The organism is Streptomyces sp. NBC_00400, from assembly GCF_036048035.1.
Taxonomy (GTDB): Bacteria; Actinomycetota; Actinomycetes; order Streptomycetales; family Streptomycetaceae; genus Streptomyces.
In genome coordinates this window covers 609,965-634,606 of the sequence record NZ_CP107940.1, presented here as the reverse complement: position 1 = coordinate 634,606, position 24,642 = coordinate 609,965, and the positions used below count along the sequence as shown (strand labels likewise).

13 protein-coding genes and 1 pseudogene are annotated in these 24,642 nt (G+C 71.0%); 8 read left to right on the top strand and 6 right to left on the bottom strand.

Translation table 11 applies throughout. The features are described 5' to 3' along the window. Window positions 1-7: 7 nt before the first annotated feature. The 3 genes from OHS81_RS02870 to OHS81_RS02860 all read right to left on the bottom strand — a co-directional run bounded on the left by OHS81_RS02870 (window position 8) and on the right by OHS81_RS02860 (window position 3,971). Window positions 8-697 carry a hypothetical protein gene (locus OHS81_RS02870; protein ID WP_443058827.1) on the bottom strand — a complete coding sequence of 230 codons (690 nt, stop codon included), beginning with the start codon at window positions 695-697 and terminating at the stop codon, window positions 8-10. Window positions 698-1,007: 310 nt separating this feature from the next. Next, window positions 1,008-3,500, bottom strand: a complete 2,493-nt coding sequence (locus tag OHS81_RS02865) for an SdrD B-like domain-containing protein (RefSeq protein ID WP_328382112.1) — start codon at window positions 3,498-3,500, stop codon at window positions 1,008-1,010. A gap of 246 nt (window positions 3,501-3,746) precedes the next feature. After that, a complete protein-coding gene (locus tag OHS81_RS02860; RefSeq protein ID WP_328382110.1) occupies window positions 3,747-3,971 on the bottom strand; it encodes a hypothetical protein in 225 nt (74 codons plus the stop codon). A gap of 899 nt (window positions 3,972-4,870) precedes the next feature. Between OHS81_RS02860 and OHS81_RS02855 the strand changes: the two genes are divergently transcribed. Next, window positions 4,871-6,163 (top strand): condensation domain-containing protein, encoded by a 1,293-nt coding sequence (locus OHS81_RS02855; protein ID WP_328382108.1) that lies wholly within the window; start codon window positions 4,871-4,873, stop codon window positions 6,161-6,163. Between the two features lie 18 nt (window positions 6,164-6,181). Here the strand turns inward: OHS81_RS02855 and OHS81_RS02850 are convergent, their stop codons facing one another. Next, entirely contained in the window at window positions 6,182-6,991 is an 810-nt protein-coding gene (locus OHS81_RS02850) for a LuxR family transcriptional regulator (protein WP_328390858.1), read from the bottom strand. A 325-nt stretch (window positions 6,992-7,316) separates the two neighbouring features. Here OHS81_RS02850 and OHS81_RS02845 point away from each other — a divergent pair, with 325 nt between their 5' ends. From OHS81_RS02845 to OHS81_RS02820, 6 genes are all read left to right on the top strand, one after another. Continuing rightward, a complete protein-coding gene (locus tag OHS81_RS02845; protein ID WP_328382106.1) occupies window positions 7,317-8,600 on the top strand; it encodes an MFS transporter in 1,284 nt (427 codons plus the stop codon). A 602-nt stretch (window positions 8,601-9,202) separates the two neighbouring features. Then, window positions 9,203-10,237: a TauD/TfdA family dioxygenase gene (locus tag OHS81_RS02840; RefSeq protein ID WP_328382104.1), complete on the top strand. Its 1,035-nt coding sequence runs from the start codon at window positions 9,203-9,205 to the stop codon at window positions 10,235-10,237. Then, window positions 10,234-12,057 (top strand): non-ribosomal peptide synthetase, encoded by a 1,824-nt coding sequence (locus OHS81_RS02835; protein WP_328382102.1) that lies wholly within the window; start codon window positions 10,234-10,236, stop codon window positions 12,055-12,057. The genes OHS81_RS02840 and OHS81_RS02835 overlap by 4 nt, the downstream gene beginning before the upstream one ends. 208 nt (window positions 12,058-12,265) lie before the next feature. Next, window positions 12,266-13,042, top strand: coding sequence for a thioesterase II family protein (locus OHS81_RS02830; protein ID WP_328382100.1), 777 nt, complete (start codon window positions 12,266-12,268; stop codon window positions 13,040-13,042). 61 nt (window positions 13,043-13,103) lie between these two features. Then, window positions 13,104-13,310: an MbtH family protein gene (locus OHS81_RS02825; RefSeq protein WP_244329906.1), complete on the top strand. Its 207-nt coding sequence runs from the start codon at window positions 13,104-13,106 to the stop codon at window positions 13,308-13,310. Window positions 13,311-13,339: 29 nt separating this feature from the next. Continuing rightward, window positions 13,340-19,408, top strand: coding sequence for a non-ribosomal peptide synthetase (locus tag OHS81_RS02820; RefSeq protein ID WP_328382097.1), 6,069 nt, complete (start codon window positions 13,340-13,342; stop codon window positions 19,406-19,408). Between the two features lie 61 nt (window positions 19,409-19,469). On the opposite strand, the gene OHS81_RS02815 is transcribed toward OHS81_RS02820, so the two are convergent. Beyond that, window positions 19,470-22,355: an AfsR/SARP family transcriptional regulator gene (locus tag OHS81_RS02815; RefSeq protein WP_328382095.1), complete on the bottom strand. Its 2,886-nt coding sequence runs from the start codon at window positions 22,353-22,355 to the stop codon at window positions 19,470-19,472. A 377-nt stretch (window positions 22,356-22,732) separates the two neighbouring features. Between OHS81_RS02815 and OHS81_RS37335 the strand changes: the two are divergent. Next, a pseudogene (locus tag OHS81_RS37335) lies at window positions 22,733-22,951 on the top strand (three-helix bundle dimerization domain-containing protein); the annotation flags it as partial. A 401-nt stretch (window positions 22,952-23,352) separates the two neighbouring features. Here OHS81_RS37335 and OHS81_RS02810 read toward each other — a convergent pair. After that, on the bottom strand, window positions 23,353-24,642 hold the full coding sequence (locus OHS81_RS02810; protein WP_328382093.1) for a condensation domain-containing protein: 1,290 nt from the start codon (window positions 24,640-24,642) through the stop codon (window positions 23,353-23,355).

Genomic DNA, 24,642 nt, shown 5'->3' with positions numbered 1-24,642 from the left:
ACAGCGGCTACCGGGTCGGGGTGGTTCCGGGTACCGGCTTGACCGGAACGTACTTGTGGGTGTCGAACGCGAGGACTACCGGCGCCGGCTGTGAACCCACGCTGACGCGCACCCGGTACATGGTGCCGTCGGAACCGATCCAGTAGCGCACGTTGCCCGCCGTACCGGAGCGGTCAGAGGAGGACGGTCCGGTCATCACGTCCACCCAGCGCCCGTCCACCTGCTCCCGCCCCCACCAAGCGGCGCCGTTCTGCGGCAGCAGTTCGGCGTTGTCCGGCCGGTTGCCGCCGAGACCGAGCGCGATGGACAGGGAGGTGTCCAGCGCGCTGCCGGACGACAGCAGCGGACGGTCGTACCAGCCCGAACGGGGCGGCGAGGCGGGTGCGTGCGCCGGGGCGTCCGTCATCGGGCGGACGTGCACCGAGGCGGGCGTCCACTGGATCAGCCCGTCGCTGGACTTGTCGCGCCCGGTGCCGTGCACCACGCCGTAACCGGCCTTGCGCCGATAGTCGACGGACCCGGTGACGGTCAGCCCGCCGGCAGTGCCCGGCACGGTGATCGTCACCGCGCGGCCCTGCGCCTGGTAGTTACGGAATCGCGTGATCGCCAGCCGGCTCGCCTCATCCGTCGTCAGCGGGCGCGGACCGCCGGCGCCGGAGCCGCCGTCGGCGACCAGGAACGCGGCCACCGCGGCCATCGCGGCCACCGCGACGGCCGCGATGCCGAGGACGGCCGCGGCCCGGCGCGACCGCGGCCACCGGCGCCGGCCGGCCGGACGACCCGGTGGGGCTTGCCGGATTCTCACGCTCCGCACGCGGTTCGACGCTGACACTCTCCGATTCATCCTTTCGATCACCACACCGTCCGGCCGCCGCGGGCTCGCGGCGGCACTCGGCAGTCCGGTGGCAGACCACGCCAAGGCCGGCCCTCATGGACCGGCCGAGCCGTGAACTGCCCGTCCGCGCCGTCCGGATCGCGGACGGGCAGCTCACCGTTGTGCGGTTCGTTCAGTGTTGCCGGGCGCGACGAATCCGGGTCACGAAGGCGATGACCAGGCCGGCACCCACCAGCAGACCGACGATGCCGATCATCTGCGCCAACCCGGGCGTACCGGTGTTCGCCAGCGAACCCCCGCCTCCACCGGCCGGGCCCGGGCGGTGGGCAGGCGGCGCGGGCGACGGCGGCGTGGAGGCCGCGGGCGGAGTCGGAGTTGTCGGTGTCGGTGGGGGAGTCGGCGTCGTAGTCGGTGTCGGTGTCGGTGTCGGTGTCGGTGTCGGTGTGGGAGTCGGGGTCGGGGTGGGTGTGGGTGTGGGTGTGGGGGTCGGCGTCGGCGTTTCCTTCGGGAGGTACACCCCGGCGTCGATCCTGTGATCGACCCCGCCCGGCTTGTCCGGCGCCGTGACAGGCGCGTAGCCGTTGCACAACGGTCCGGTGGTCGGCGGGGTCACATTGGAGTCGTGCGCACGGTTGGCACCGGCCCGCGGGAGCGTGAACCTCAGCTCGCTCGCCGGGGGCTGCTCGGGCACCTGGCTGGTGTCCGCGGTGCACACGTCGAACTGCACCGTGTACTTCGCGCCCGGCGTGAGCTCGTACGTGGCGCCGACACCACCGAAGTAGTACTCGCCGGCGGCATTGGTCCTGGTCGTGGCGACCTGTTTGCCGTCCGCGTCCAGCAGGTTGATCGTCGCCCCCGGCAGCAGCACGTGCCCCGGGTCCTGGATCCCGTTGTGGTCGCCGTCGAACCACACGACGTTGCCGATCTGGATCGGCGCGTTCGCCGCCGCGTACGCGATGTCACCGAGCCCGCCGGCCTTGCCGAACCCGCCTTGTGCCTGGCTGACGAACTGGAACCCATTGGCGGTCGGGTTGTTGCCCGGGCCCTGACCGGTCGTGATGTCGTGGTAACCGGTCCCTGAGGTCGCGACGTTGACGACCGGGTCGAACTCCGTGCTGACGACCCACTGCTGCTGCGGGATATAGGCCACCGATCCCAGCGCGGTCTCCTGGTGCGCGTTGGCGTAAAAGTCGCCGGGGAAGTATTCGACGACATCGGCTGCCTGGCCGCCATTGTTGGCGGGGGTGGCGTGGTTGGGGCAGCTCCCGGTGCCTTCCCACTGGTATTCACCGGTGGGAGTGGCGCAGACCATGGTGATGTCACCACCGGACATGCCGTTTTCCGCCGTGTTGTTCCCCGGGCGGGGGTCCAGCCCTCCCCAGCTGAGCACGTCCATGAACCGGTCGCGGAAGCCCAGGATCATCGAGCCGTCGCGGGCGAAGGCGAGGGAGGCCAGCTCCGGCTGCGGATCGATGAAGACGCTGCCCGCCTTCCGGTCGTCCCACGTGTCCAGGCCGGTGTTCCACGGGTTCCAGTGGGTGGCCTTGTCGCCGGAACCGAAGACGCTGCCGCGTTCGTCCGTGAGCGGGTGGCTCAGCACCGTGGTGAACCGCTTGCCGTCGTAGGTGGAGACGAAGGCTTTCAGGTCCGCGCGCTGCTGTGTGCTCTCCGCGCTGCACACGCCGCCGACGTGCAGCGTGTTGTTGTGGACCTGGAGACCGAACGGCCGCCAGTCGTCGGGGCTCGCGCACCCCGGGTCCGGGATCGGGACCGTCGACTTGGGCGCCGCGGCGGTGGCCCCCGTCGCGTCGAAGCTCACCAGGCTGCGGGTCCGCAGGTTCACCGCGTACAGCGTGGAGCCGTCCTCCGACAGGGCCAGGCCACCGATGCTCTCCTTGCCCGGCACGTCGGTGAACCCGGGATCCTTGACCATGTTGGCGGTGTCGTGCCGCGTCACCGCGGCGTCCGGCACCCGCGCGAACAGCTCCGGCGCACCCGAGCCGTTGACCGGCACCGTGTAGATCGCGCCCCCGCCCTGCGGCCCGTACGGGGCGTACCGGCGGGCGAACGCGCTCTGGAACAGCCGGGTCCGGTTCTTGTCGTACGCCAACCCGAACGTCGTGCCCACCTGGTCCTGCGTGGCCAGCGTGGTCGGGCACGCCGCATCGGTGGGACACGTGCCCCGGGTCTTCGTCCCGAACGCCGCCAACGCCCGGTTGTCGGTCCCGTTGGCGCCGTTGTGGATCGGCACGAAGTACCGCGAGTCCGGCAGCGTGTAGTCGGCCGGATCCCACACCCCCGTCACCACCGAGGCGTTCTTTCCGCCGGACACATCCACGAACGACGTGAAGCTGTCGAAGTGGTTCCCCGCCGTCGACGCGGGCGCCGCCCGCAGATAGCCGCTGTACGGCGCCGGGATGCTGACGTCGACGCGGTACCGGCCGCCGTTCAGCACGGCCGACCGCGACACCACGACCTTTCCGGTGGCATCCGTGATGCCGGTGGCAACGTGCCCAGCGGGGTCGGAGATCTCCACCTTCATGCCCCGCTGCGGCACGTCCATCGTCGCGTTGATCACGCCGGTGCCGAAGAAGTCGCGCAGCACCTCAACCGTCAGCGTGCCGTCGGCGGTCGAAGCGGCGGCCGGTCCAGCCGTCCCTCCCACGGCACCGCCTGCCAGCAAAAGAACAGATAACGCGATGCGCGCCGGCGGCTTCACAAGCCTCCGGGCTAACCGGCGCGAGTCTCTGCCGAGTCGGTTCATGGCATCACACTCCACACTTCTCTTGTCGTGAAAACGAAACGGCCGCTTCTCGCTGACGTCCGCTTCCTGGCCCCAGGAGCGGAAGCCCCTCGCGAACGTCACGGAAAAGGAAAAGGGCGGCCCGCTGTTGTTGCGTGGACCGCCTTTTCATGATCTTTTAGCGATATCGCGGACGAGTCGTAAGTGCCGCAGGCCAGGAAAAGCGAACGCGTGTTCAAGGCCCCGGGCGGCGCCGCCCTGCAGTGAGTGTTTTTGCAGACCAATCACGGTATCCCCGCCCCCACCGCCGACCTCACCGACCGCCATCGCGAGCAGCGCGCGATATTCTATGCGCTGGAGCGTCGCCGCCACCAGCAGAACCCTGGCATCCATGGGGATCCGTTGATAATCCCCAGGCGCCCGGAGAATGGCGACCGGAAGAATATGCGAATAGCGATGCGATGGCTGAATCCGGTCCCGTGGGTGACGTCCCGATGACGCGTCCGGGACGTGCTCGTCACACCGGGGCGTCGCGTAGTCGAGAGGGTGCAAGCGCAGGCACAAGGCCGAATGCAGGATCGGCCTGTTGAAGCAGGCCGGAAGCGTCGCCACCCGGTACGGCAAGCTCGCTGTCCCTACGAGACCACCGTCCAATCACCTCGATACGGCAGGCACTGTGACCACATCTCAACCACGCCCTGGATGGATGAGTCCAAGGGCTCGTAGCCATAGGCCGCCGGCGAGCGGTGGCGCATGTCGCTGCCATCGCTCGGCCCAGTGCGTACAAGTGCGCCCCGTCGTCCTGGCGGTCGGCGGAGACCATGTGACGTGTGCTCAGCAACTCGGAGGCCGTCTCGGTCGGGGCGGTCGGGGCCCAGTTGGGGAATGGCCTTGAGTCTCCAGTGACTGGAGACAGCAGAGTGGGGGACATGGACGTGACGACCCTCTACTCGATCGGAGAGCTTTCCCGGCGAACCGGCTTGTCCGTGAAGACCATTGGCGCAATATCCGGGCCGACTTCTCCGGCGGAATCGGCGGTAATACCGGTTCCACCAGCCGCGTCATTCCGCGATGGCGGCGGCTTGCGCTTCCAGCCGGCGCCGAGGGTGTTCCGCGTCCTCGACGTTCACCACCCGAGTGTGCGCCGACGTTCCTCGGCGCGGAGCGGGAGGCGCCGTGCCCCCTCGGGTCCACGACTGGCGCAGACACCACCCCCGGCACGGCCTGTGCGGTGCCCGGCGCGGCTGCCAGGCTGGGCGGACAACGGTTCCCTAGACCTCTGGAGCGGAAACGTGCAATCCCCTTTGACCGCGGGGCAACTGGAGATCTGGATATCGCAGGTACTCGAACCGGGCAGCCCGGTCTACAACGTGGGTGACTACTACGAGATCACCGGCGCCGTCGACGCGAAGCTCCTCGAAGCGGCCGCCCGTACCGCCGTGGACGAAGCAGGATCGCTCGGCGCACGGTTCCTCGTCGCCACCGACGGGACGCCCTACCAGGAACTGGGGCCCGCGGAATGGTCCTTCGAGGTCCTCGACATGAGTGAGCGGCCCGACCCCGACGCGGAGGCGGTGGCCTGGATGCGTGCCGAGATGGCCCGCCCGGTCGACCTGACCTGCGGTTCTCTGCTGGCCGGTGCGCTGATCAAGGTATCGAGGGACCGCCACTTCTGGTACCGCCGTTTCCACCACATCATCACGGACGGCCATGGAACTGCCGCCGTTGCCCGCAGGACCGCGGCCCTCTACCACTCGATGCACACCGGTTCCCCTTGCGAATCCAACCCCTTCGCGCCGGTCACGGCCGCCGTCGAGCACGACCGCGCCTACCGGGCCGGCCGGATGTACGCGGCCGACCGGGAGTTCTGGGAGAAGGTCGCGCTCGACTGGCCGGCCACCGGCCGGCTCCGGGCGGACGCTCCGCCCGCACCTGTCACCTTGCAGTACAGCCATCATCTGCCACGGCAGGTGGTCGACGCCGTCCGTGCCCAAAGCGAGCGGCTGGAGGTGTCCACCGCGCGCTTCCTGATCACCGCCGCCGCCCTCTATCTGTGGCAGGTCACCGGCGCCGAGGAGGTGACCTTCGGCTGTTCCGCGACGAGCCGGCCCACCCGCCTGCTGCGCAATGTCGTCGCCCCGATGGCGAACCTCCTGCCGTTCCGGGTGCTCGTGGAGCCGGAGCGGTCGGTGACCGACACCTTCCGGCGGACGGACCGCCAGATCGGGCAGGCGCTGCGCCACCACCGTTACCGCTACGAGGAGTTCCGGCGCACGCTCGCCGCGGCCCCGGAGCAGCACAGCGTCGGACCGGTGGTCAATATCGTCAACTTCGACCGCGACCTGCGCTTCGGACCGGCCACCGGCGTGGTGCGCACCCTGGTCACCGGGCCCATCCCGGACCTCGGCCTGTACTTCGACGTGCACTCCGAGCACGCCGGCACCAGCGTGTGCGTGGAAGCGAACCCCGCCAACTACACGGCGGAGGAGGCAGCCCGGCACGCCGAGGGCCTCGGCGGGCTCGTACGCGAACTGGCCGGGGTGGATCCGGGGCGCCCCGTACGAGCCCTGGGCCGGCCCCGGTGACGTGCGGGCGGCCCCGGCTCACTCCCGGTCCCGCGCGGCGGCGTGCAGCCGCCCCAGCACATACCCGGCCTGGAACCGGCTCTTCGCGCCGACCGCCTTCATGATTTCCGAGGCGTGGCGCTGACAGCTGCGCACGGACATCCCCAGGCGCCGCGCGATCGACTTGTCCTCCAACCCCTCCGACAGCATGGCGACGATCGACTCCTGGATCTCGCCGGAGATCCGGACGGCCGCGGCCGAGTCGAAGCTGACCGGGAAGAGTGAGGCATCGCGCCACAGGCAGTCGAAGAACACCCGTATGTAGTGGACGACATGCGGCTCGCGCACCAGCAGGGCCGCCTCCGGGTCGTCCCGCAGCCCCAGCAGGGCCACACGGTGGTCGAAGACCAGCAGCCGGCACAGGCCGTCGGTCCGCGTCCGCACCTGCGCTCCGAGGTGCATCACGCGCCGGACGTGGTCGATCGTCGGCTGGTCGTAGCGGGCGGGATGCTGGTAGAGGGTGCGCATCCGGACGCCGCGCGTGAGCATCCGCCGGTCCCGCTCACCCGCCTCCTGGAGTACGCGGGCGGAACGGGCACCACCCGGCTGGGCGGTGAGCACCTCCTGCCGGGCACCGGTCGTCAACTCGTCGATGGTCTCCTGGACGGTCCTCAGGTCGGTGAGCAGCTCGATCGGCACGGCGTCCGCACGACGCGCCCGCCCCGACTCGTAGGCAGGGAGCAGCGATGCGAACGTCTCCCGGAGCCGCTCGATCTCCTCATAGCGCTCCCGCACATCGCGCTCCAAGGGACGCAGCAAACGGTCTGCGGCGGTCCGGGGCGGCACCACGGTCAACCGGTCAGCCTCTCCTTCGGCGCGGCAGAGTAATCGCATTTCCACGAGCTCTTTCACCGCTCGTTCCGCATCCGCGCTGTCCAGTCCCACGGCGGTGAGTTCCTCGATGCCACAGACGGCGCGCTGTGCGGCGTAGCCGAATACGCGCGACGCTTCCTCGCTGAGCTCAATTCGTCCCAGTGGTTCTGACGTAGTCATCATCCCTCAGCCCCATCAGAGATATCCCCCGATCGGAAGGCACGCTAGACATGCTTGATCAACAGTCAGTCAACACGGAGCAGACGGGCACCTCGGAGCAGACGGGCACCTCCCCGTGCCGGTGAGGACCGGGCACCGGGCGGCACGCAGCGCGGGCGGCGGACTGTTACGCCGCCACCGGGACTTCCGGCAGCTGTGGTACGGGGAGACCGCGGGCAAGTTCGGCGTGTCCGTCACGGGTGTGCTGCTGCCGCTGGCCGCCGTCTCCGTGCTGCATGCCGGAACCTTCGCCGTGAGCCTGCTCAACGCCGCGACGTGGCTGCCCTGGCTCGTCATCGGGCTGCCCGCCGGAGTCTGGGTGGACCGGCTGCGCCGCCGCACGGTCATGCTGGTCTGCGACGCCGTCTCGTGCGCCCTGTTCCTGAGCGTGCCGGTTGCCGCATGGTGCGGTGTGCTCGGCATCGGTCAGCTGCTGCTGGTCGCCCTGCTGGTGGGCTCGGCGGCCGTCTTCTTCCAGACCGCGTACACCGCCTACCTCCCCACCCTGCTCAGCCCCCCGGACCAGGCCGAGGGCAACGCGAAGCTGCACGGAAGCGCCGCCGCGGCGCAGATCGCCGGTGGGGGATCCGGAGGCCTGATCGCACAGGCCGCCGGTGCGGTCGACGGCATGCTGACCAACGCGGCGACCTTCCTCATCTCCTTCCTGTGCATAGGCCGCATCCGCCACCGCGAGCCGCCGGCAGCTGCCTCCCGGCCGGGGCGCCGCGCGCCGCTGCTCGGGGACGTACGGGAGGGGGTGCGGCTGGTCGCCCGCGATCCGTACCTGCGCAGCCTCACTCTCTTCGGAGGCGCCTCGAACCTCGCCCTGGGAGGCTGCCAGGCCCTGCTCGTCGTCTTCCTGGTGCGGGACGTCGGCCTGTCCTCCGGCGCGGTGGGGGCGCTGGTGGGCCTCGGCGGCGCAGGGGGTGTCCTGGGCGCGTTGCTGGTGCGCCGGGGCGCGGCCCGGCTCGGTACCGCTCGGGCCCTGCTGCTGTTCGAGCTGGGCGTGCCCGCCCTCGCCCCGCTGATGGCGCTCACCCGGGACGGCGCCGGACTGGCGTTCTTCGTCGTCGGCTACGGCGCTGCCGCGCTCGGCGTGGTGGCGGGAAACATCCTCAAGGCAGGCTTCATCCAGGGGTATTGCCCCTCCGGTGTGCTCGGCCGGGTGACTGCCTGCTCGGCGTTCCTCAACTACGGAACCCTGCCGCTGGGCGCGCTCCTCGCAGGTGGCCTCGGCACGCTGTTGGGGGTGCGGCCGACGATGTGGCTGCTGACCGCAGCCATGCCGCTGGCGGCGTTGATCCTGTGGTGGTCCCCGATCCGATCCCGCCGCGACCTGCCCGCGCGCGAGGCCGAAGCGAGCTGACCGGACGACGGCCGTGCCCCTCGTCCGCGCCCGCCCGGGCTCGTCCGCGCCGCGCCCGCCCGGGCCCCTCCGCGCCGTACCGACGGGCGCCGACCGCTCCGGCCCCGCAACCACGGATGCCCCTTTTGTCCCCTCTCCTTTATGCGACAGGCATGAACACCATCCCCGAACGCTCTTGGTGCACGCCTTTCCCGATGACAACGTGACACGCGTCGGCACGGCCGGGAATGGCGACCGGCACCCGCGGCCCGAGAAACTCCGCAGCGCATTTCGGCAGCACGTCCCGCGCGCGGTACGCGGGACGGACCGAGCCGAGTGCGGTGAACCGAGCCGGGCCGGATGAACCGAGCCGAGTCCGGTGCCGATTCGACGTACCGGGCCGATTCGAGGTACCGCACCGATTCGGCGTACCGCACCGAATCCTCCCGCGGAACCGTCCGCACCTTCCCCATGACGTGAAAGGAATTCCATGTTCCCGCTCTCCCCCGCGCAGAACGTGCGCCACCCGTCCCAGATCCGGAACGACACCGGATGGGGGTGACCTCCCCCGAGCAGCGTCCGAGGACATCCGTCAGCAACGACACGAGAGGCAGCGCACAACCATGAGCTCTTCCCGGTCCGCCACCGCGGGACCCCCCGCCTGGACCCTCGAAGCCGGTAAGCCGGCGATGGCACACGTCCCCCGCTTCGACGACGCCGCCGAAGCAGCTGAGTGGCTCGGTTCGGTCCACGCGGAGCTGCGCACCGCACTGCACCGGCACGGTGCGGTGTACCTGCGGGGCCTCCCGGTCCGCGACGTCGAGGACTTCGCGAAGGTACGCGACGTCCTGGTGCCCCGCCGCACTCCCTACCGTGAGAAGGCCACCCCCCGCAGCAGCTACGGGAACGACGTCTACTCCTCCACCGACCTCCCGCCCAACCAGCCGATCCGTATGCACAACGAGAACAGCTACACACTGACCTTCCCCGGTCTGCTGCTGTTCTCCTGCCTGACGGCACCGGAGGAGGGTGGCGCGACACCGGTCGCCGACTGCCGCGAAGTGCTCCGCCGGATACCCTCCGCGCTCGTCGAGCGGATGCGCTCGGCCGGGTGGTTGCTGACCCGCAACTACTCCGAGCACATCTCCCTGGACTGGCGCACCGCGTTCGCCGCCGACACCCGGGAGCAGGCCGAGAAGTACTGCGCGGACAACCTCATCTCCTGCGAATGGGACGCCTCGGGCGGACTGCGTACCCGGCAATTGCGGCCCGGGATCATCCGGCATCCGCAGACGGGGGAGGAGGTCTGGTTCAACCACATGGCGTTCTGGAACTCCTGGTCGCTGGACGAGGAGATCCGGGAGGCGCTGCTGGACGAATTCGGGCCGGACGGCCTGCCCTTCGAGACCGGCCTCGGCGACGGCGCGCCGCTGACGCGCGACGAACTCGACGCCATCAACGCCGCATACGAGGGTGCGACGGTGCGCGAGGCCTGGCAGCCGGGCGATGTGCTGCTCGTCGACAACGTGCTGTCCACCCATGGCCGCGACCCCTTCCGCGGCGACCGCCGCATCGTCGTCGCGATGGGCGAGCCCGTCGACCTCGCGGGCTGCCGGCCCACCGTGCCGCCCGCCCCGGGAGAGGAGCGGGCAGCATGACCGAGCTCCTCGAAAATCCCCGTCACACCGCACCCGACCACGCCGTCGATCTGCTGACCCGTTTCCAGCAGGCCGTCGCGGCGACCCCGGACCGCATCGCGGTCAGCCACCACGGTGCGCTCACCTTCGCCGAACTCGACCGGCACACCGCCCGGTTGGCGGGAGTGCTGGCCGGCCACGGCGCCGCGCCCGGCCGGCGGATCGGGATCAGCCTGCCCCGGGGTACCGACCTCGTCGTCGCGCTGCTCGCCGTCTGGCGGACCGGCGCCGCCTACGTACCGCTCGACCCCGCCTATCCGCAGGAACGCCTGCAGGCGATGGTGCGTGACGCGGGCATCGACGTGGTGCTGACGGGTGGAAGTGACGGCCCGGTGTGGCCGGAAGGTGTCCGCACCCTTCCGGTCGCACCCCCTCCGCAGGCCCCGGCCCCGGAGTACACTCCGGCTCCGCCCGTACCGGTCTCCGCCCGGACCCCGGCGTATGTCATCTACACCTCCGGCTCGACGGGCGTACCGAAGGGCGTCGAGACCACCCGGGGCGCGGTGGCGGCACTGGTCGCCGGGCTGGAGGAGGCGGGCCTCTACGACCATGGGCACCGGGTCGTCGCATGGAACGCCAGCGTTTCCTTCGACGCCTCGGTCCAGCAGTGGGCACGGGTGTGCCGGGGCGACACCGTGGTCGTCCTGGGGGAGGCGGAGCGCACCGACCCGGCCCTGCTGCGGGCAGTCCTGGACGAGCACGGGGTGCACGACCTCGACCTGACCCCCTCGCACTGGCCGCTGCTCCGCGACGACCTGCTCGTACGCGCGGCCGAGGGGCGACGGCTCCGGCTGTTCATGGGCGGCGAGCCGGTACCGGAGGGCACCTGGCGGGAGCTGGCGGCCGCACACGACGCCCGGCGCCTCGAAGCGGTCAATCTCTACGGCCCCACCGAGTGCACGGTGGACGCCACCGCTGCCTGGATCGAGGACTTCGCTCCGCACATCGGACGTCCCCTGCCGGGAGTCCGGTGCCACGTCCTCGACGCCGCGCTGCGGCCGGTGCCGTTCGGCGAGGAGGGCGAGCTCTACCTCGCCGGACGGCAGCTGGCCGTCGGCTATGTGAACCGGCCCGCGCTCACCGCCACGCGGTTCGTCGCCGACCCGTTCGCCGCCGACGGCACGCGGATGTACCGCACCGGAGACCTGGTGCGCCGGCGCCCCGACAACTCCCTGGAATTCCGGGGACGCAGTGACCGTCAGGTCAAACTCCGCGGCCACCGCATGGAGTTGGGCGACATCGAGGCCGCGCTGACCACCCATCCGGGCGTGGCGGCCGCCGTGGTCAACCTGCACAGCGGCACGGCCGCCGGCGAACAGCTCGCCGCGTACTACGTGGCGGCGACAGGTGCCGCGGGCGACACGCCTGCCACCGGCACCCTCACTCCCGGCACGCTCCGCGCCCATCTGGCCGCCGCCCTCCCGCAGTTCATGCTCCCGACCGCCTACCTCGCCCTCGACGCGCTGCCGCTGACCGTGAACGGCAAGGTCGACCTCGCCGCCCTGCCCGCGCCCGAACCGGCCACGGCGGACCCGGACAGCGCTCCACAGAGCGAGGCCGAGACGCTGATAGCGGCCGTATGGTCCGAGGTGCTCGGCCGGGAGCACATCAGGGCCGACGACGACTTCTTCGCCATGGGCGGACATTCGCTGATCGCCCTGCGTGTCGTGGCCCGGCTGAAGAAGCAACTGGGGGTCGCGATGTCGGCCCGTGAGGTCTACCGCCATCCACGGCTCAGGGACCTGGCGCGGCACGTCGAGAGCCTGCGCGCCGGCCGCTGACGGGCCGGCATCCGCCTCCCGCGGCCACCGCGCACCTTCTGCACCACCGTCACTGCGTCGCCTGCGCGGATACCGCGATCCGTCACCGCAGAGACGTCGCAGAGGCGTCGCAGAGACGTCGCAGAGACGTCGCAGAGACGCCGCAGAGACACCAAAAAGACGCCGAAGAGACAAAAAGAGCCCCCACACAGACAGGGAGAGGGCCACGATGGCCGGACCTCAGGACACCACCGTCATCCCGATCAAACCACCGGACCGCCACACCGTGCGCACGCTCCTCTGCCTGGGCTTCTGTGGCGGCGGCACCGGGCCGTATCACTCCTGGAGCGACAGCCTGCCCGCCGAGGTGGCCCTCTCCGCCATCTGCTACCCCGGCCGGGAGGGGCGCTTCCTGGAGCCGTACGCGGCCGACTGGGAGGAACTCGCCGCGGACGCCACCTCCGCGGTGCTCTCCGCGGCCGACGGGCCATATGTCCTGTTCGGGCACAGCATGGGCGGATGGATGGCCTTCGACGTCGCGGCCCGGATCGAGGACGCGGCCGGCCCGGCACCGGAGGCACTGGTCGTCTCCTCGTGCAATGCGCCGGACCGCGGTCTGACTCCACGGGACATGTTCCCCGCGCGCCAGGACACCGACGCCGAGCTGCTGGACTGGATGCGCACCAACGGCCTGATGCCCGAACACGTCCTGGCGGACCCGGGACTCCAGGAGATGGCCGTGGAGCTCATGCGTGCGGACATCCGGGTCCGTGACACCTTCCGCTGCCGGCCGGGGACCACGGTGGGCGTCCCCGTCCAGATGCTCTCCGCGACGGACGACGATGTCATCGAGCCGGACGCCGGAAACCAGTGGCGCCGGGTCGCCCGCGGTGCGTACCGCCACGATGTGCTGCCCGGCGGGCACTTCTACACCCCGGAGATCTGGCGGCAGCTGCCGGCCCACATCGCACCGCTCACCACACCGGCATCACACGCCACGGTCTGAGCCCGCCGGACGGGAACATCCCGCCCCACACCGCTCCCTGCCACCTGAAAGGACCTTCCCCGTGACGCACACGCACCCCTTCGAAGACGTCGACGGCACCTATCTCGTCCTGGTCAACCAGCACAACCAGCACTCCCTCTGGCCGTCGCACCTGGCACCTCCACAGGGCTGGACGGTGACCCGGGGCGCCGACGGATATCAGGCCTGCCTCGACCACATCGAGGAGCACTGGCGCGATCTGTCGCCGCAGCCCGCCACCGGCAACTGACCCATCTCCGTCTCCAAGGGAGGAGCACCATGACGCAAGCGCAGAGCCCCGCGGTCGCGGAGCAGACCGATGCCACAGTCCCGTCCGGGGGCGGCCCCGGACGTGCCGGGAGGGGGCGTGGTCCGCGGTCGGCGCGGGAGGAGGTGCTGTGCCGGCTGTTCGCCCAGGTGCTGGGTGTGCCGACGGTGGGGGTGGCGGACAACTTCTTCGCCCTGGGCGGCCATTCGCTGAGGGCTGCCCAGCTCCTGAGCCGGATCCGTTCGGTGCTGGGTGTGGAGCTGGGCGTCCGCGAACTGTTCGGTTCGCCGACCGTGGCGGGGCTGGCAGATCTGCTGGCCGGCGGTGCCGCGGCCCGGCCTGCGGTGACGGCGCGGGTGCGGCCGGCGGTGGTGCCGCTGTCGTTCGCGCAGCAGCGGCTGTGGTTCCTGGACCGTCTGGAGCAGAGTCCGACCTATAACGCGCCGTTCGCCTTCCGGGTGCGGGGCCCGGTGGATGCGGACGCCCTCCAGTCCGCCGTGAACGATGTGGTCGGGCGCCATGAGGCGCTGCGCACGGTCTTCCCGGTCCGCGACGACGAGCCCTTCCAGGACATCCTGGCACCCGAGCACGCGACGGTGAAGGTGGCGGCGGCGCCGTGTGCCGCCGAGGAGCTGACCTCCCTCTTTCATGACGCGGCGTTCGCCCCCTTCGACCTGGCGGTCGAACTCCCCTTGCGCGTCTCGCTGTTCACCACCGCTCCCGATGAGCACGTACTGCTGTTGACGTTGCATCACATCGCCAGCGACGGCTGGTCGGAAGCTCCGTTGCTGAGCGATCTGTCGGCCGCCTATCGCGCCCGCCGCACCGGAACCGCGCCGACGTGGCAGGCACTCCCGGTCCAGTACGCGGATTACGCGCTGTGGCAGCGTGAGCTTCTGGCGGAGGTGGGTGGGCAGCAGGCTGACTTCTGGGCCGAGGCGCTCCAGGGTCTTCCGCAGGAGCTGGCGCTCCCCACCGACCGGCCTCGTCCCCCGCGGCCCACCCATTCCGGCGGTCTCGTCCGCTTCGAGCTGCCCGCCGACCTGCATGGGCGTCTTGAGTCGTTGGCGCGTGAGCAGGGTGCGACGTTGTTCATGGTGCTTCAGGCGGGGCTGGCGGCGTTGCTGACGCGGCTGGGGGCCGGTACGGACATCCCGTTGGGCACCGCGACGGCGGGCCGGAGCGACCAGGCGTTGGACGACATCGTCGGGTTCTTCGTCAATACGCTGGTGCTGCGGACGGACACCTCGGGCAATCCGTCGTTCGGTGAGTTGCTCGCCCGGACCCGGGAGGGCGATCTGGCGGCGTTCGCCCACCAGGATCTGCCCTTCGAGCAGCTGGTGGAGAGGCTGAACCCGGACCGGAGCACCGCCCGCCATCCGCTCTTCCAGACCATGCTCGTCCTCCAGAACAACGCCGAAGGCACCCTCGATCTCCCCGGCACCACCATCACCCCCCAACCCCTCGACACCGCCCCCTCCAAATTCGACCTCGGCTGGAGCTTCACGGAGGAGCGGGACGCCGACGAACGCCCGCTGGGCATGTCCGGCATCCTCCAGTTCGCCACCGATCTGTTCGACCGCACCACCGCGGACACCCTGACCGGCCTCCTCGTCCGCGTTCTCGACGCCGCCGCGGACGCACCGGACACCGCCATCGGTTCGCTGGAGATCTTCGCGTCGCGGACGGAGGAGCGGGCATTACTGGACCGGACGGACGAGCATCGGCTCCCCGCCCGTCGCGCGTCCGACCCCGGCGGTGCCGCAGGTTCCGGTCCGACGTCCGGGGGCGGCCCCGGACGTGCCGGGAGGGGGCGTGGTCCGCGGTCGGCGCGGGAGGAGGTGCTGTGCCGGCTGTTCGCCCAGGTGCTGGGTGTGCCGACGGTGGGGGTGGCGGACAACTTCTTCGCCCTGGGCGGCCACTCGCTGCTGGCCACCCGACTGCTGAGCCGGATCCGTTCGGTGCTGGGCGTGGAGCTGGGCGTCAGGGAGTTCTTCGGCTCCCCGACGGCCGCAGGGCTGGCGGAACTGCTGGCCGGCGGTGCCGCGGCCCGGCCTGCGGTGACGGCGCGGGTGCGGCCGGCGGTGGTGCCGCTGTCGTTCGCGCAGCAGCGGCTGTGGTTCCTGGACCGTCTGGAGCAGAGTCCGACCTATAACGCGCCGTTCGCCTTCCGGGTGCGGGGTCCGGTGGATGCGGACGCCCTCCAGTCCGCCGTGAACGATGTGGTCGGGCGCCATGAGGCGCTGCGCACGGTCTTCCCCGCCCACGACGGCGAGCCGCACCAGCAGCTGCTCGCCCCCGACGAGGCCGCAGTCGAGGTCACCGTGGTGCCGTGCCCCGCCGACGAGATCTCTGCACGCTTCCACGCCGCGGCCTTCACGCCCTTCGACCTCGCCGAGGAACTGCCCCTGCGGGTCACGCTGTTCACCGTCGGCCCCGAAGACCACCTGCTTCTGCTGACGCTGCATCACATCGCCAGTGACGGCTGGTCGCTGGTGCCCCTGCTGCGCGATCTGTCCATGGCCTATCGCGCCCGCGGCACCGGCAGTGTTCCTGTGTGGGAGGCACTCCCGGTCCAGTACGCGGATTACGCGCTGTGGCAGCGTGAGCTTCTGGCGGAAGTGGGTGGGCAGCAGGCTGACTTCTGGGCCGAGGCGCTCCAGGGTCTTCCGCAGGAGCTGGCGCTCCCCACCGACCGGCCCCGCCCGCCCCAGCCCACCCATTCCGGCGGCCTCGTCCACTTCGAGCTGCCCGCCGACCTGCATGGGCGTCTTGAATCGTTGGCGCGTGAGCAGGGTGCGACGTTGTTCATGGTGCTTCAGGCGGGGCTGGCGGCGCTGCTGACGCGGCTGGGGGCCGGTACGGACATCCCGTTGGGCACCGCGACGGCGGGGCGGACCGACCAGGCGTTGGACGACATCGTCGGGTTCTTCGTCAATACGCTGGTGCTGCGGACGGACACCTCGGGCAATCCGTCGTTCGGTGAGTTGCTCGCCCGGACCCGGGAAGGGGATCTGGCGGCGTTCGCCCACCAGGATCTGCCCTTCGAGCAGCTGGTGGAGAGGCTGAACCCGGACCGGAGCACCGCCCGCCATCCGCTCTTCCAGACCATGCTCGTCCTCCAGAACAACGCCGAAGGCACCCTCGACCTCCCCGGCACCACCATCACCCCCCAACCCCTCGACACCGCCCCCACCAAATTCGACCTCGATTTCACCTTCACCGAACGGCACGGCGCCGACGGCAGCCCCGGCGGCGTCGAAGGCCTGTTGCACTACTCGGCCGACCTGTTCGAACGTGCCACCGCCGAGGCCCTGACCCAGCGGCTGCTGCGCCTCCTCACCACCGCCGGCGCTGCCCCGGACACTCCCATCGGAGCGATGGAACTGCTCTCCCCGCAGGAGCGCGTCCGCATCCTCTCCCGGTGGAACGACACCGCCCTTCCGCTGCCGGACGACCGGCCGGTGCACGAGATCTTCGAGGAGCAGGTACGGAAGCGCCCGGATGCCACCGCGGTGGTCGACGCCGACGGCACGCTGACCTTCCGTGAGCTGAACGCCCGCGCGAACCGGCTGGCCTGGCTGTTGATCAGCCAGGGCATCCGGCCGGAACAGCGAGTGGCCACCTTGCTCCCACGGGCCGGCGAGCACATCGTCGCGCTGCTGGCCGCGCTCAAGGCGGGCTGCTGCTACGTGCCCATGGACCCGGAGTACCCCGAGGACCGGATCGCCCTGATGCTGGCGGACGCCGCGCCGTCCTTCCTGCTGACCGACAGGGAGAACGTGACCCGGCTCCGTCCGGGGGCCGATCCCTCGCTCGAGGTGCTGGTCCTCGACGACCCCGCCATGCGTCAGTCCCTCAGCCGGCACGCGCCGGTCGATCCGCACCCTGCGGACCGGCCCGTACCGCTGCGCCCGGACCATCTCGCCTACGTCATCTACACCTCGGGTTCGACGGGCCGGCCGAAGGGGGTGGCCGTGGAGCACCGCAATCTCAGCAACCTGTTCCACGCCCACTTCGCGGTGTTCGCGCCTCAGGTGGCGGCCGCCGGGGACCACCGGTTCCGTGCCCTGGTGACCGGACCGCTGACCTTCGACTCCTCCTGGGAACCGGTCCTGTGGCTGCTGGGCGGCCATGAACTGCACCTCGTGCACGACGAGGTCCGCCGCGACCCGGAGGCGATGGTCGAGTACATCGGCGCCGCGGGCATCGACTACATGGAGCTCTCGCCGACGTACTGCCGGCAGCTGATGACGGCGGGCATGCTGTCCGCAGGGCAGCCCTCGCAACCGAGGATCGTCGAGCTCGGCGGCGAGGCCGTCGACCAGGCGCTGTGGAGCGAACTCCGCGCCATTTCCGGGACCGAGGGCTTCAACTCCTACGGCCCGACGGAGTGCACCGTGTACGTGTCGTACGGCGCGGCAGCGGAACACGAGCGCCCGCTGATCGGCCGGCCGATCAGCAACAACCGTATGTACGTCCTCGACGAGGGCCTGCGTCCCCTGCCCGCCGGGGTGGTCGGCGAACTGTATGTGGCCGGAGCGGGGACGGCCCGCGGCTACCTGGGCCGGCCGGGGCTGACGGCACAGCGGTTCGTGGCCTGCCCGTTCGGAGAGCCGGGGGGGCGCATGTACCGGACCGGGGACCTGGCGCGCTGGAGCGCCGACGGTGCCCTGGAATACATGGGCCGCACCGACGACCAGGTGAAGGTCCGCGGCTTCCGGATCGAACCAGGCGAGGTGGAGTCGGTGCTCGCCGGACACGACGCGGTCCGCCAGGTGACCGTGATCGTCCGGGAGGACAGGCCGGGGGAGCGCAAGCTGGTCGCCTATGTGGTTCCGACGGAGCAGGGCCGGGCGGATGCCCGGGAGCTGCGCCGCCTCGCCACGGCGTCACTGCCCCGCCACATGGTGCCGTCGTCGTTCGTGTTCCTGGACGCCCTGCCGCTGACCTCGCGCGGAAAGCTCGACCGGCGGATGCTGCCGGCACCGGGTGACGGGACGGTGGAGCGCCGCCGAGGCCCGCGGACGGTGCGCGAGGAGGTGTTGTGCGGGCTGTTCGCCGAGGTCCTCGGGGTGCCCGAAGTAGGCATCGACGACGACTTCTTCGCCCTGGGCGGCCACTCGATGCTCGCCACCCGGCTGATCGCCAGGGCGCGTTCGGTGCTCGGCGCCGAGCTGGGCATCAGGACCCTGTTCGATGCCCCCACCGTCGCCGGACTCGCCGACCGGCTCTCGCAGGACACGTCCGACGACTCCCTCGCGGTCCTGCTCCCGCTGCGCTCCGTACGCCGGGCGGCCACGCCGTCCCGCACACGGGGCGCCACACCCCCCGAGCCGCTCTTCTGCATCCACCCGGCGGCCGGAACCAGCTGGGTGTACTCCGGGCTGCTCCGCCACCTGGCACCCGACCAGCCCGTGTACGGCCTCCAGGCGCACGGGCTCACCGAGCCCGATGCGGCTCCGGAGAGCATGGCGGAGATGGTGGAGGCCTACCTCGCGCAGATCAGGTCGGTTCAGCCGGACGGCCCCTTCTCGCTCCTCGGCTGGTCCTTCGGCGGGGTGGTGGCCCACGAAATGGCGGTACGGCTCCAGGAGGCCGGGCAGAAGGTCAACTCACTGGTGCTGATGGACAGTTACCCGTCGAGTGCGACCGTCGACGGCCACGACGAAGGAAGGACGGAGAAGAGCGGATCAGGGACGGACCGGGGCGACGCAGCGGACGCGGAAGAACTGCGGCAGGCCCTGTTCGACTCCCTCGGGCACCAGGCGGACGCCACGGCCGGCCCGCTCGCCCTGCTCGGGGAACGGGGCCTGGCGGCCATGGTCCGGGTGTTCGCCCGCAACAGTCGCCTCCAGAGCGGATTCGTTCCGCGCTCGTTCCGGGGGGATGTGCTGTTCTTCGAGGCCACCGAGGGCTGGGTTCCGGGTATGCAGCGCCCGCAGGCCTGGCGGCCCCATGTGACGGGCCGGCTCGCCGTCACCCCCGTACGTGGCGCGCACGGCGAACTGACCCGCCCGGAGCAGCTTGCGCAGATCGGCCCGGTGCTGGCCAACTGGTGTGCCGGGCACCGGAAGTGACGCCACAGTGCGGCTGATCGCGTCCCGCCCGGATCCCCAGCGGTGTCCGGGCGGGCCGTGGTCACTGACCGACGGCAGCCCCGGAACCCGCATGGAGCCCGAGAACCCGGTACAGTTCCGCGGCTTTCTCCAAGTGACCCGCCGCTTCCCCGTCCACGTACTCGGCCCGCACGGCCTGAAGGGCCCTGCCGAGAGCCTGGTGACTGCGCGCCATCAGCAGGTGCTCCTGGGCGAGTTGAGCTCCTTGAAGGGCCTGCCGCGCGTGATCGACGGCGGTATGGGGGTCCCCGGTCAGCAGGAGTGCCTCGGCGAGCCGGTACAGGCACTCGGTCTCGTTCCGGGCATGGCCGGTGGTCCGGGCGCGCGGCAACACCTGGCGGTAGAGCGCGGCCGCCTCCGCGGGACGCCCGCCGTACAACAGGGTGTCCGCCTCCGTCGTCATCACCCGGATCAGCCACTTCACGTCATTGCCGCAGGTCAGCAGGCCGGCCAGCTCCCGGCACTGCTCACGGATCCAGACCAGGTCCCTCCTGCTGCCGGGGTCCTGGGCCCGGATCTGGAGCAGGAGGGTGCGCCGCCGTGTGACCAGCCCCTGATCGCCGGTGACCACCGCCATCTCCACCGACCGCTCCGCATGGGCGCGGGCCGAGCTGAAGTCGGCGCACATGGCGTCGAGGTGGGCCAGCATCGCATGGGTGAAGAGCACCGTCAGGAAGGGCCGGAGGCCATCGGCGGGTGCGGGAGACTCACCGAAGATCTCCAGTGCCTTCAGCAGATGCGCCCGTGAGCGGTCGAGGCAGTCCAGCGAGGAGTGCTTCTTGAGGATCACCCCGGCCGCGTAATGAGCCGTGCCCACCACGTCCTCGTCGCAGTACGTCACCGCGGACCGCACCAGAGCGGTGGCCGCCGGCGCCAGCATCCCGAGGGGCACGCCCTCCTCGAAGCAGGGAGCCAGCATCAGCCCGTCGACGGCGAGTGCCACCGCCTCCGCGTCTCCGCTGCCGGCCGCCTGCTCCGCCACGGCGGCCACGGTGGGCAGCACTCCTCGTATCCACCGCATCGCCTCCTGGCCGGTCCCCACGTCCTCGCCCGCCGACCGCCGCGGTCGCAGCTCAGCGGTCAGCCGACCGCCCAGCGGCTGGGTCGCCAGGACCGCTCCGGCGACACTGGCACACATGAAGTCGGCCGCGCGGCGCACGACGTGGCGGAGTTCCTCGTCGGTCAGCTCCACTCGGGCCGTCGCCCGCGCATACGCCCCGACCAGATCGTGGTAGCGGTAGCGGCCCGGTGCGCGGGTCTCCAGGAGCACCGCGTCGACCAGAGCTTCCAGTACGTCCTCCGCCTCCCGCTCCGGAAGTTCGAGAACCGCGGCGGCGCCCTTCACACCGAACTCGACGCAGTGCGGAAGGGACAACTCCAGAAACGCCCGGGCCCGCTGCGGGGAGAGCTGCGCGTACGACTGCTCGAACACCGCCTCGACCGTCAGCTCACCGACCCGCAGTTCCCCGAGCAGCCTGGCTTCGTCGGACATCCGGGACAGCAGCGTGGCGACCGGCCAGGCCGGCCGGAGCGCGAGGCGAGCGCCGATCACCCGCAGTGCCAACGGCAGATGGCCGCTGGCGGCGGCGAGTGCCGCGACGGCGTCCGGCTCCTCCTCGATCCGCTGGATACCGGCGACCTTGCCGATCAGCTCCACGGAATCGTGGGGTTCGAGACCCTGCAGCGACACCTTGACGGTGGCCGGCAGCGCCGCCAGCGCACGGGCGGTGACCAGGACCGCGCACTGGTCGGCGCCGGGCAGCAACGGCTCGACCTGGGCGACGCTGGCGGCATTGTCCAGCACCACCAGCACGGCGCGGTCCGACAGCAGGGTGCGGAACAGTGCCGCGCGGTCGCTCACCGAAGCCGGCAGACGCTCGTGCGGCACGCCCAGTGAGGTCAGGAACCCGGCCAGAACGTCGGCCGGGTCACCAGGAGCGCCGTACGGTGTGCGCAGTTCGGCGTACAACTGGCCGTCGGGGAAGGACCCCATGACCGCATGCCCGGTGCGCAGGGCCAGCGCGGTCTTGCCTACGCCGCCCATCCCTGTGATGACCGCGACGGGGTGCGCGGCGTGCCCGCTGAGCGCGGCGACCAGGGTGCAGACCTCGTCGTGCCGACCGGTGAAGTCGCACGGTACGGCCGGCAACTGGGCGGGCGCCCCCAGCGCGGGTACGGCCGACCGCACCTGCACCTCGGCCCGGACGGCAGCGGTCCTCGCCGTATCAGGAACCGCCAACAGAGTCCGGTCACCCGCCAGCACCGCGGCGTGCAACTCGTCGAGGGCGGGGCCCGTATCGATGCCTATCTCGTCCGCGAGTACCTGGCGGGCGTGATCGTAGGCCAGCAGCGCGTCGGCGCTCCGCCCCGACCGGTACAGGGCCAGCATCAGCGCACCGTGCAGCCGCTCCCGGTATGGATAGGCCTCCAGAGCGCACAGGATCTCCGGCACCACCTCCTCATGCCGCCCGCACGCCAGCGACAGCTCCAGGTGGTGCTCCGTCGCCGAGGCCCGCTGTTCGGCCAGCGCCCGGCGCTGTTCCTGCGCGTAGGGCCCGGGGAGCCCGGCCAGCGCCGGGCCCTGCCACATACCGAGCGCCCCCTTCAGGACGGATGCGGCGTACGCGGGATCGCCCTGCGCGGCCGCGCGCCGGGCCCGCAGCGTGAGGTGGCCGAACAGCAGAGCGTCGACACGCTCGGCCGGCAGTCGCAGGACATAGCCGTCCGCCATGGTCCCGATGACCGTGGCCCCACCGTCTCCACCGGCCTCGGCGCCCCCCTCCCCGCCCGCGGCGTGCACGCGGTCGAGGTAGGTCCGCAGCCGATGGACATAGTTCACGATCACTCGGCGGGCCGAGGCGGGCGGATCGTCGTCGTACAGACCGTCCACCAGCTGATCGATCGTCACCAGGGTCCCCGCACGGAGTGCCAGCGCTGCCAGCACGGCCTGCGGCCCCGGCGCTCCGGGCCGTCCGGCCGTTCCGTCAGCCGAAACATATTCGACGGGACCGAGCAGCCGGAGGTGGGCCACTCCGTGTAGTGCGGATAAGTGTGACATTGTTCCTGTATACCAACTAACCGCTAGAAAGCCGGTGTTGACGCGTCGGGACGATGAGCAGGGCCCCATACCCACGGAAGTACCCATGTCGCGGCGACTCGCGCGCCCGCAGGGCCCAGTTCACTGCCCGGTTCTCGGATACAGCCGGCCGCTTTGCGCGCGCTCAGCAGGATGAACTCACTGCCGTCCACCACGTGGCCACGCGATGACAGTCCGCCTACCCGTCGGTAGACCCGGCCGCCGCCATCGACGCACTCGTCAAAACGGCCTACGAGCACCTGCACCAGGCCGGGATCCGAACCTCCATCCCGATTCTGGTCGAACGCCGAGCGCGGAACATGCTCAACGCCGGCAGTCACGGAGTCCCTGCCGCGGGCGCGCCCTCACCGTGCAGGATCCGTGGCCGGGTCCGCGGCCGCCTTCGGTGTCGGTCGTGTACGCCTTGAGGGCGGTGACGATCAAGCCGGCGGAGTTGGCGTCTGCGGAGAACATGTCGTGGCGTAAGCAGGACAGGTACCGGCAGGGGGCGCAGGCCGAGCGCGACGCGCTGTTGTTCCGGCTCAGGCGCAGGCCGGCCGGCACGGCAGCGGTGAGCTTCAACGATGACTGCGCCGTGTCCGCACCGGACCTGGTACCTGCCACCCGACTGCTCCTGTCCTCTCTGCAGGTACAGGGGCCAGAGCCGCTGGCGTTGGCCCCGCCCCCTGTTACATGGTGTCAGCCGTTGCCCCGGCCGCTCCCCGGTCGGGCTCCCCTCGGAGAAGGAGGCGCGGCTACTGCGGGTTCTCGGCCGGTGACCACACCACCGGAGGCCTCCCCGTGCCACCTGGACGGGGAGGCCTCCGGCTCAGCGGGCCGGCGACGGCCGGACGAGTGCACCCGGCAGTTCGCGCAGCCGGGCCAGGAACACGCGGACGAAGCGCTGAGCGGTCGCCGGGGTGAGCACGTCGTCACGGTACTGCAGGACGCCGTGGACGCCACCCCGGTCGTATTCGACGATCAGGGTCACGTCGAACTTGGCCTGGGCATGCGGGATCCGGATCCTCCGGCACTCCAGGCCGGTCAGGCGCAGCGGTGTCGGGGTGTCCATGCTCAGATAGATCTGCGGGAAGGCCCGCGGCCTCGGCCGCGCGTCCCGCAGCAAGTGGCCGGCCACCGCGGTGAAGGGGATGTCCTGGCGGGCCACCGCCGCGGCCAACTCCCGTGCGCCGGAGCGGACATGCTCACGGACCGGCAGCTCCAGGCCGCTGTTCGCGGGCACCAGCACAGTGTTGACGAAGCAGCCGACGACCTTCTCGAAGTCCGGCAACCAGCGGCCGGCGGTGACGCAGCCGAGCAGGAAGTCCTCCAGCCCCAGCACCTCCCCGGCCGCGCGCCGGCAGGCGGCCGCCAGCAGCATCGGCACCGTCAACCGGGCGGCGACCGCCGCCTGGGCCAGACCGTCGACGGCGCCGTCCCCTTCGCCGATGACCTCGCGGCGCGACGCGCCCGCCCCGGCCCCGGTCCGGGGCAGCGGCTGGAGGGCGAGCCCCGTAAGACGATCCGCCGCTGCCCGGGCCCGCTCCCGGGCCGCCGCCGACTCGGCGGCTGCGAGGTACGCCAGGTTGGCGTCGCACACGGTGGGTCCGCCGGCCTCCGGCAGGCGGGCCGGATCGTCCCAGCAGTCCTGCAAGGTCTCCAGCAGCACACGCAGTGCCATCCCGTCGGCCACCAGGTGATGCCAGACCATGAGCATCACGTGGCGCTCGGGCGTCACCGACAGCAGTAGACAGCGCGTCAGCGGGCCGCCGTCCAGCGCCGGACCGGTCAGCGACTCGTGGTCCAGCACATCGGCTAGTTCACCCTCGGTGACGTGACGGTGCTCCACCTCGATGATGTGCTGGTCGAGGTGCAACTCGGGGACGCCGTGGAGCCCCGGGAGCACCGCGGCGCCGAAGGCCGGATGCGCGGCGACGGCCGCGCGCAGAGCGGCGGCGAAGCGCTTCGGGTCCAAGGGGCCGAGCAGTTCGTAGCAGGCGTGCTCCCGGTAGAGAGTGGGATCGCCGGTCATCCGGTCCCGCAGCCAGATGGCGAACTGCGCCGGGCTCAGCGGTGCGTGGCGGGCGCCCACCACGGCCGGGGTCGATCGCACGGCCAT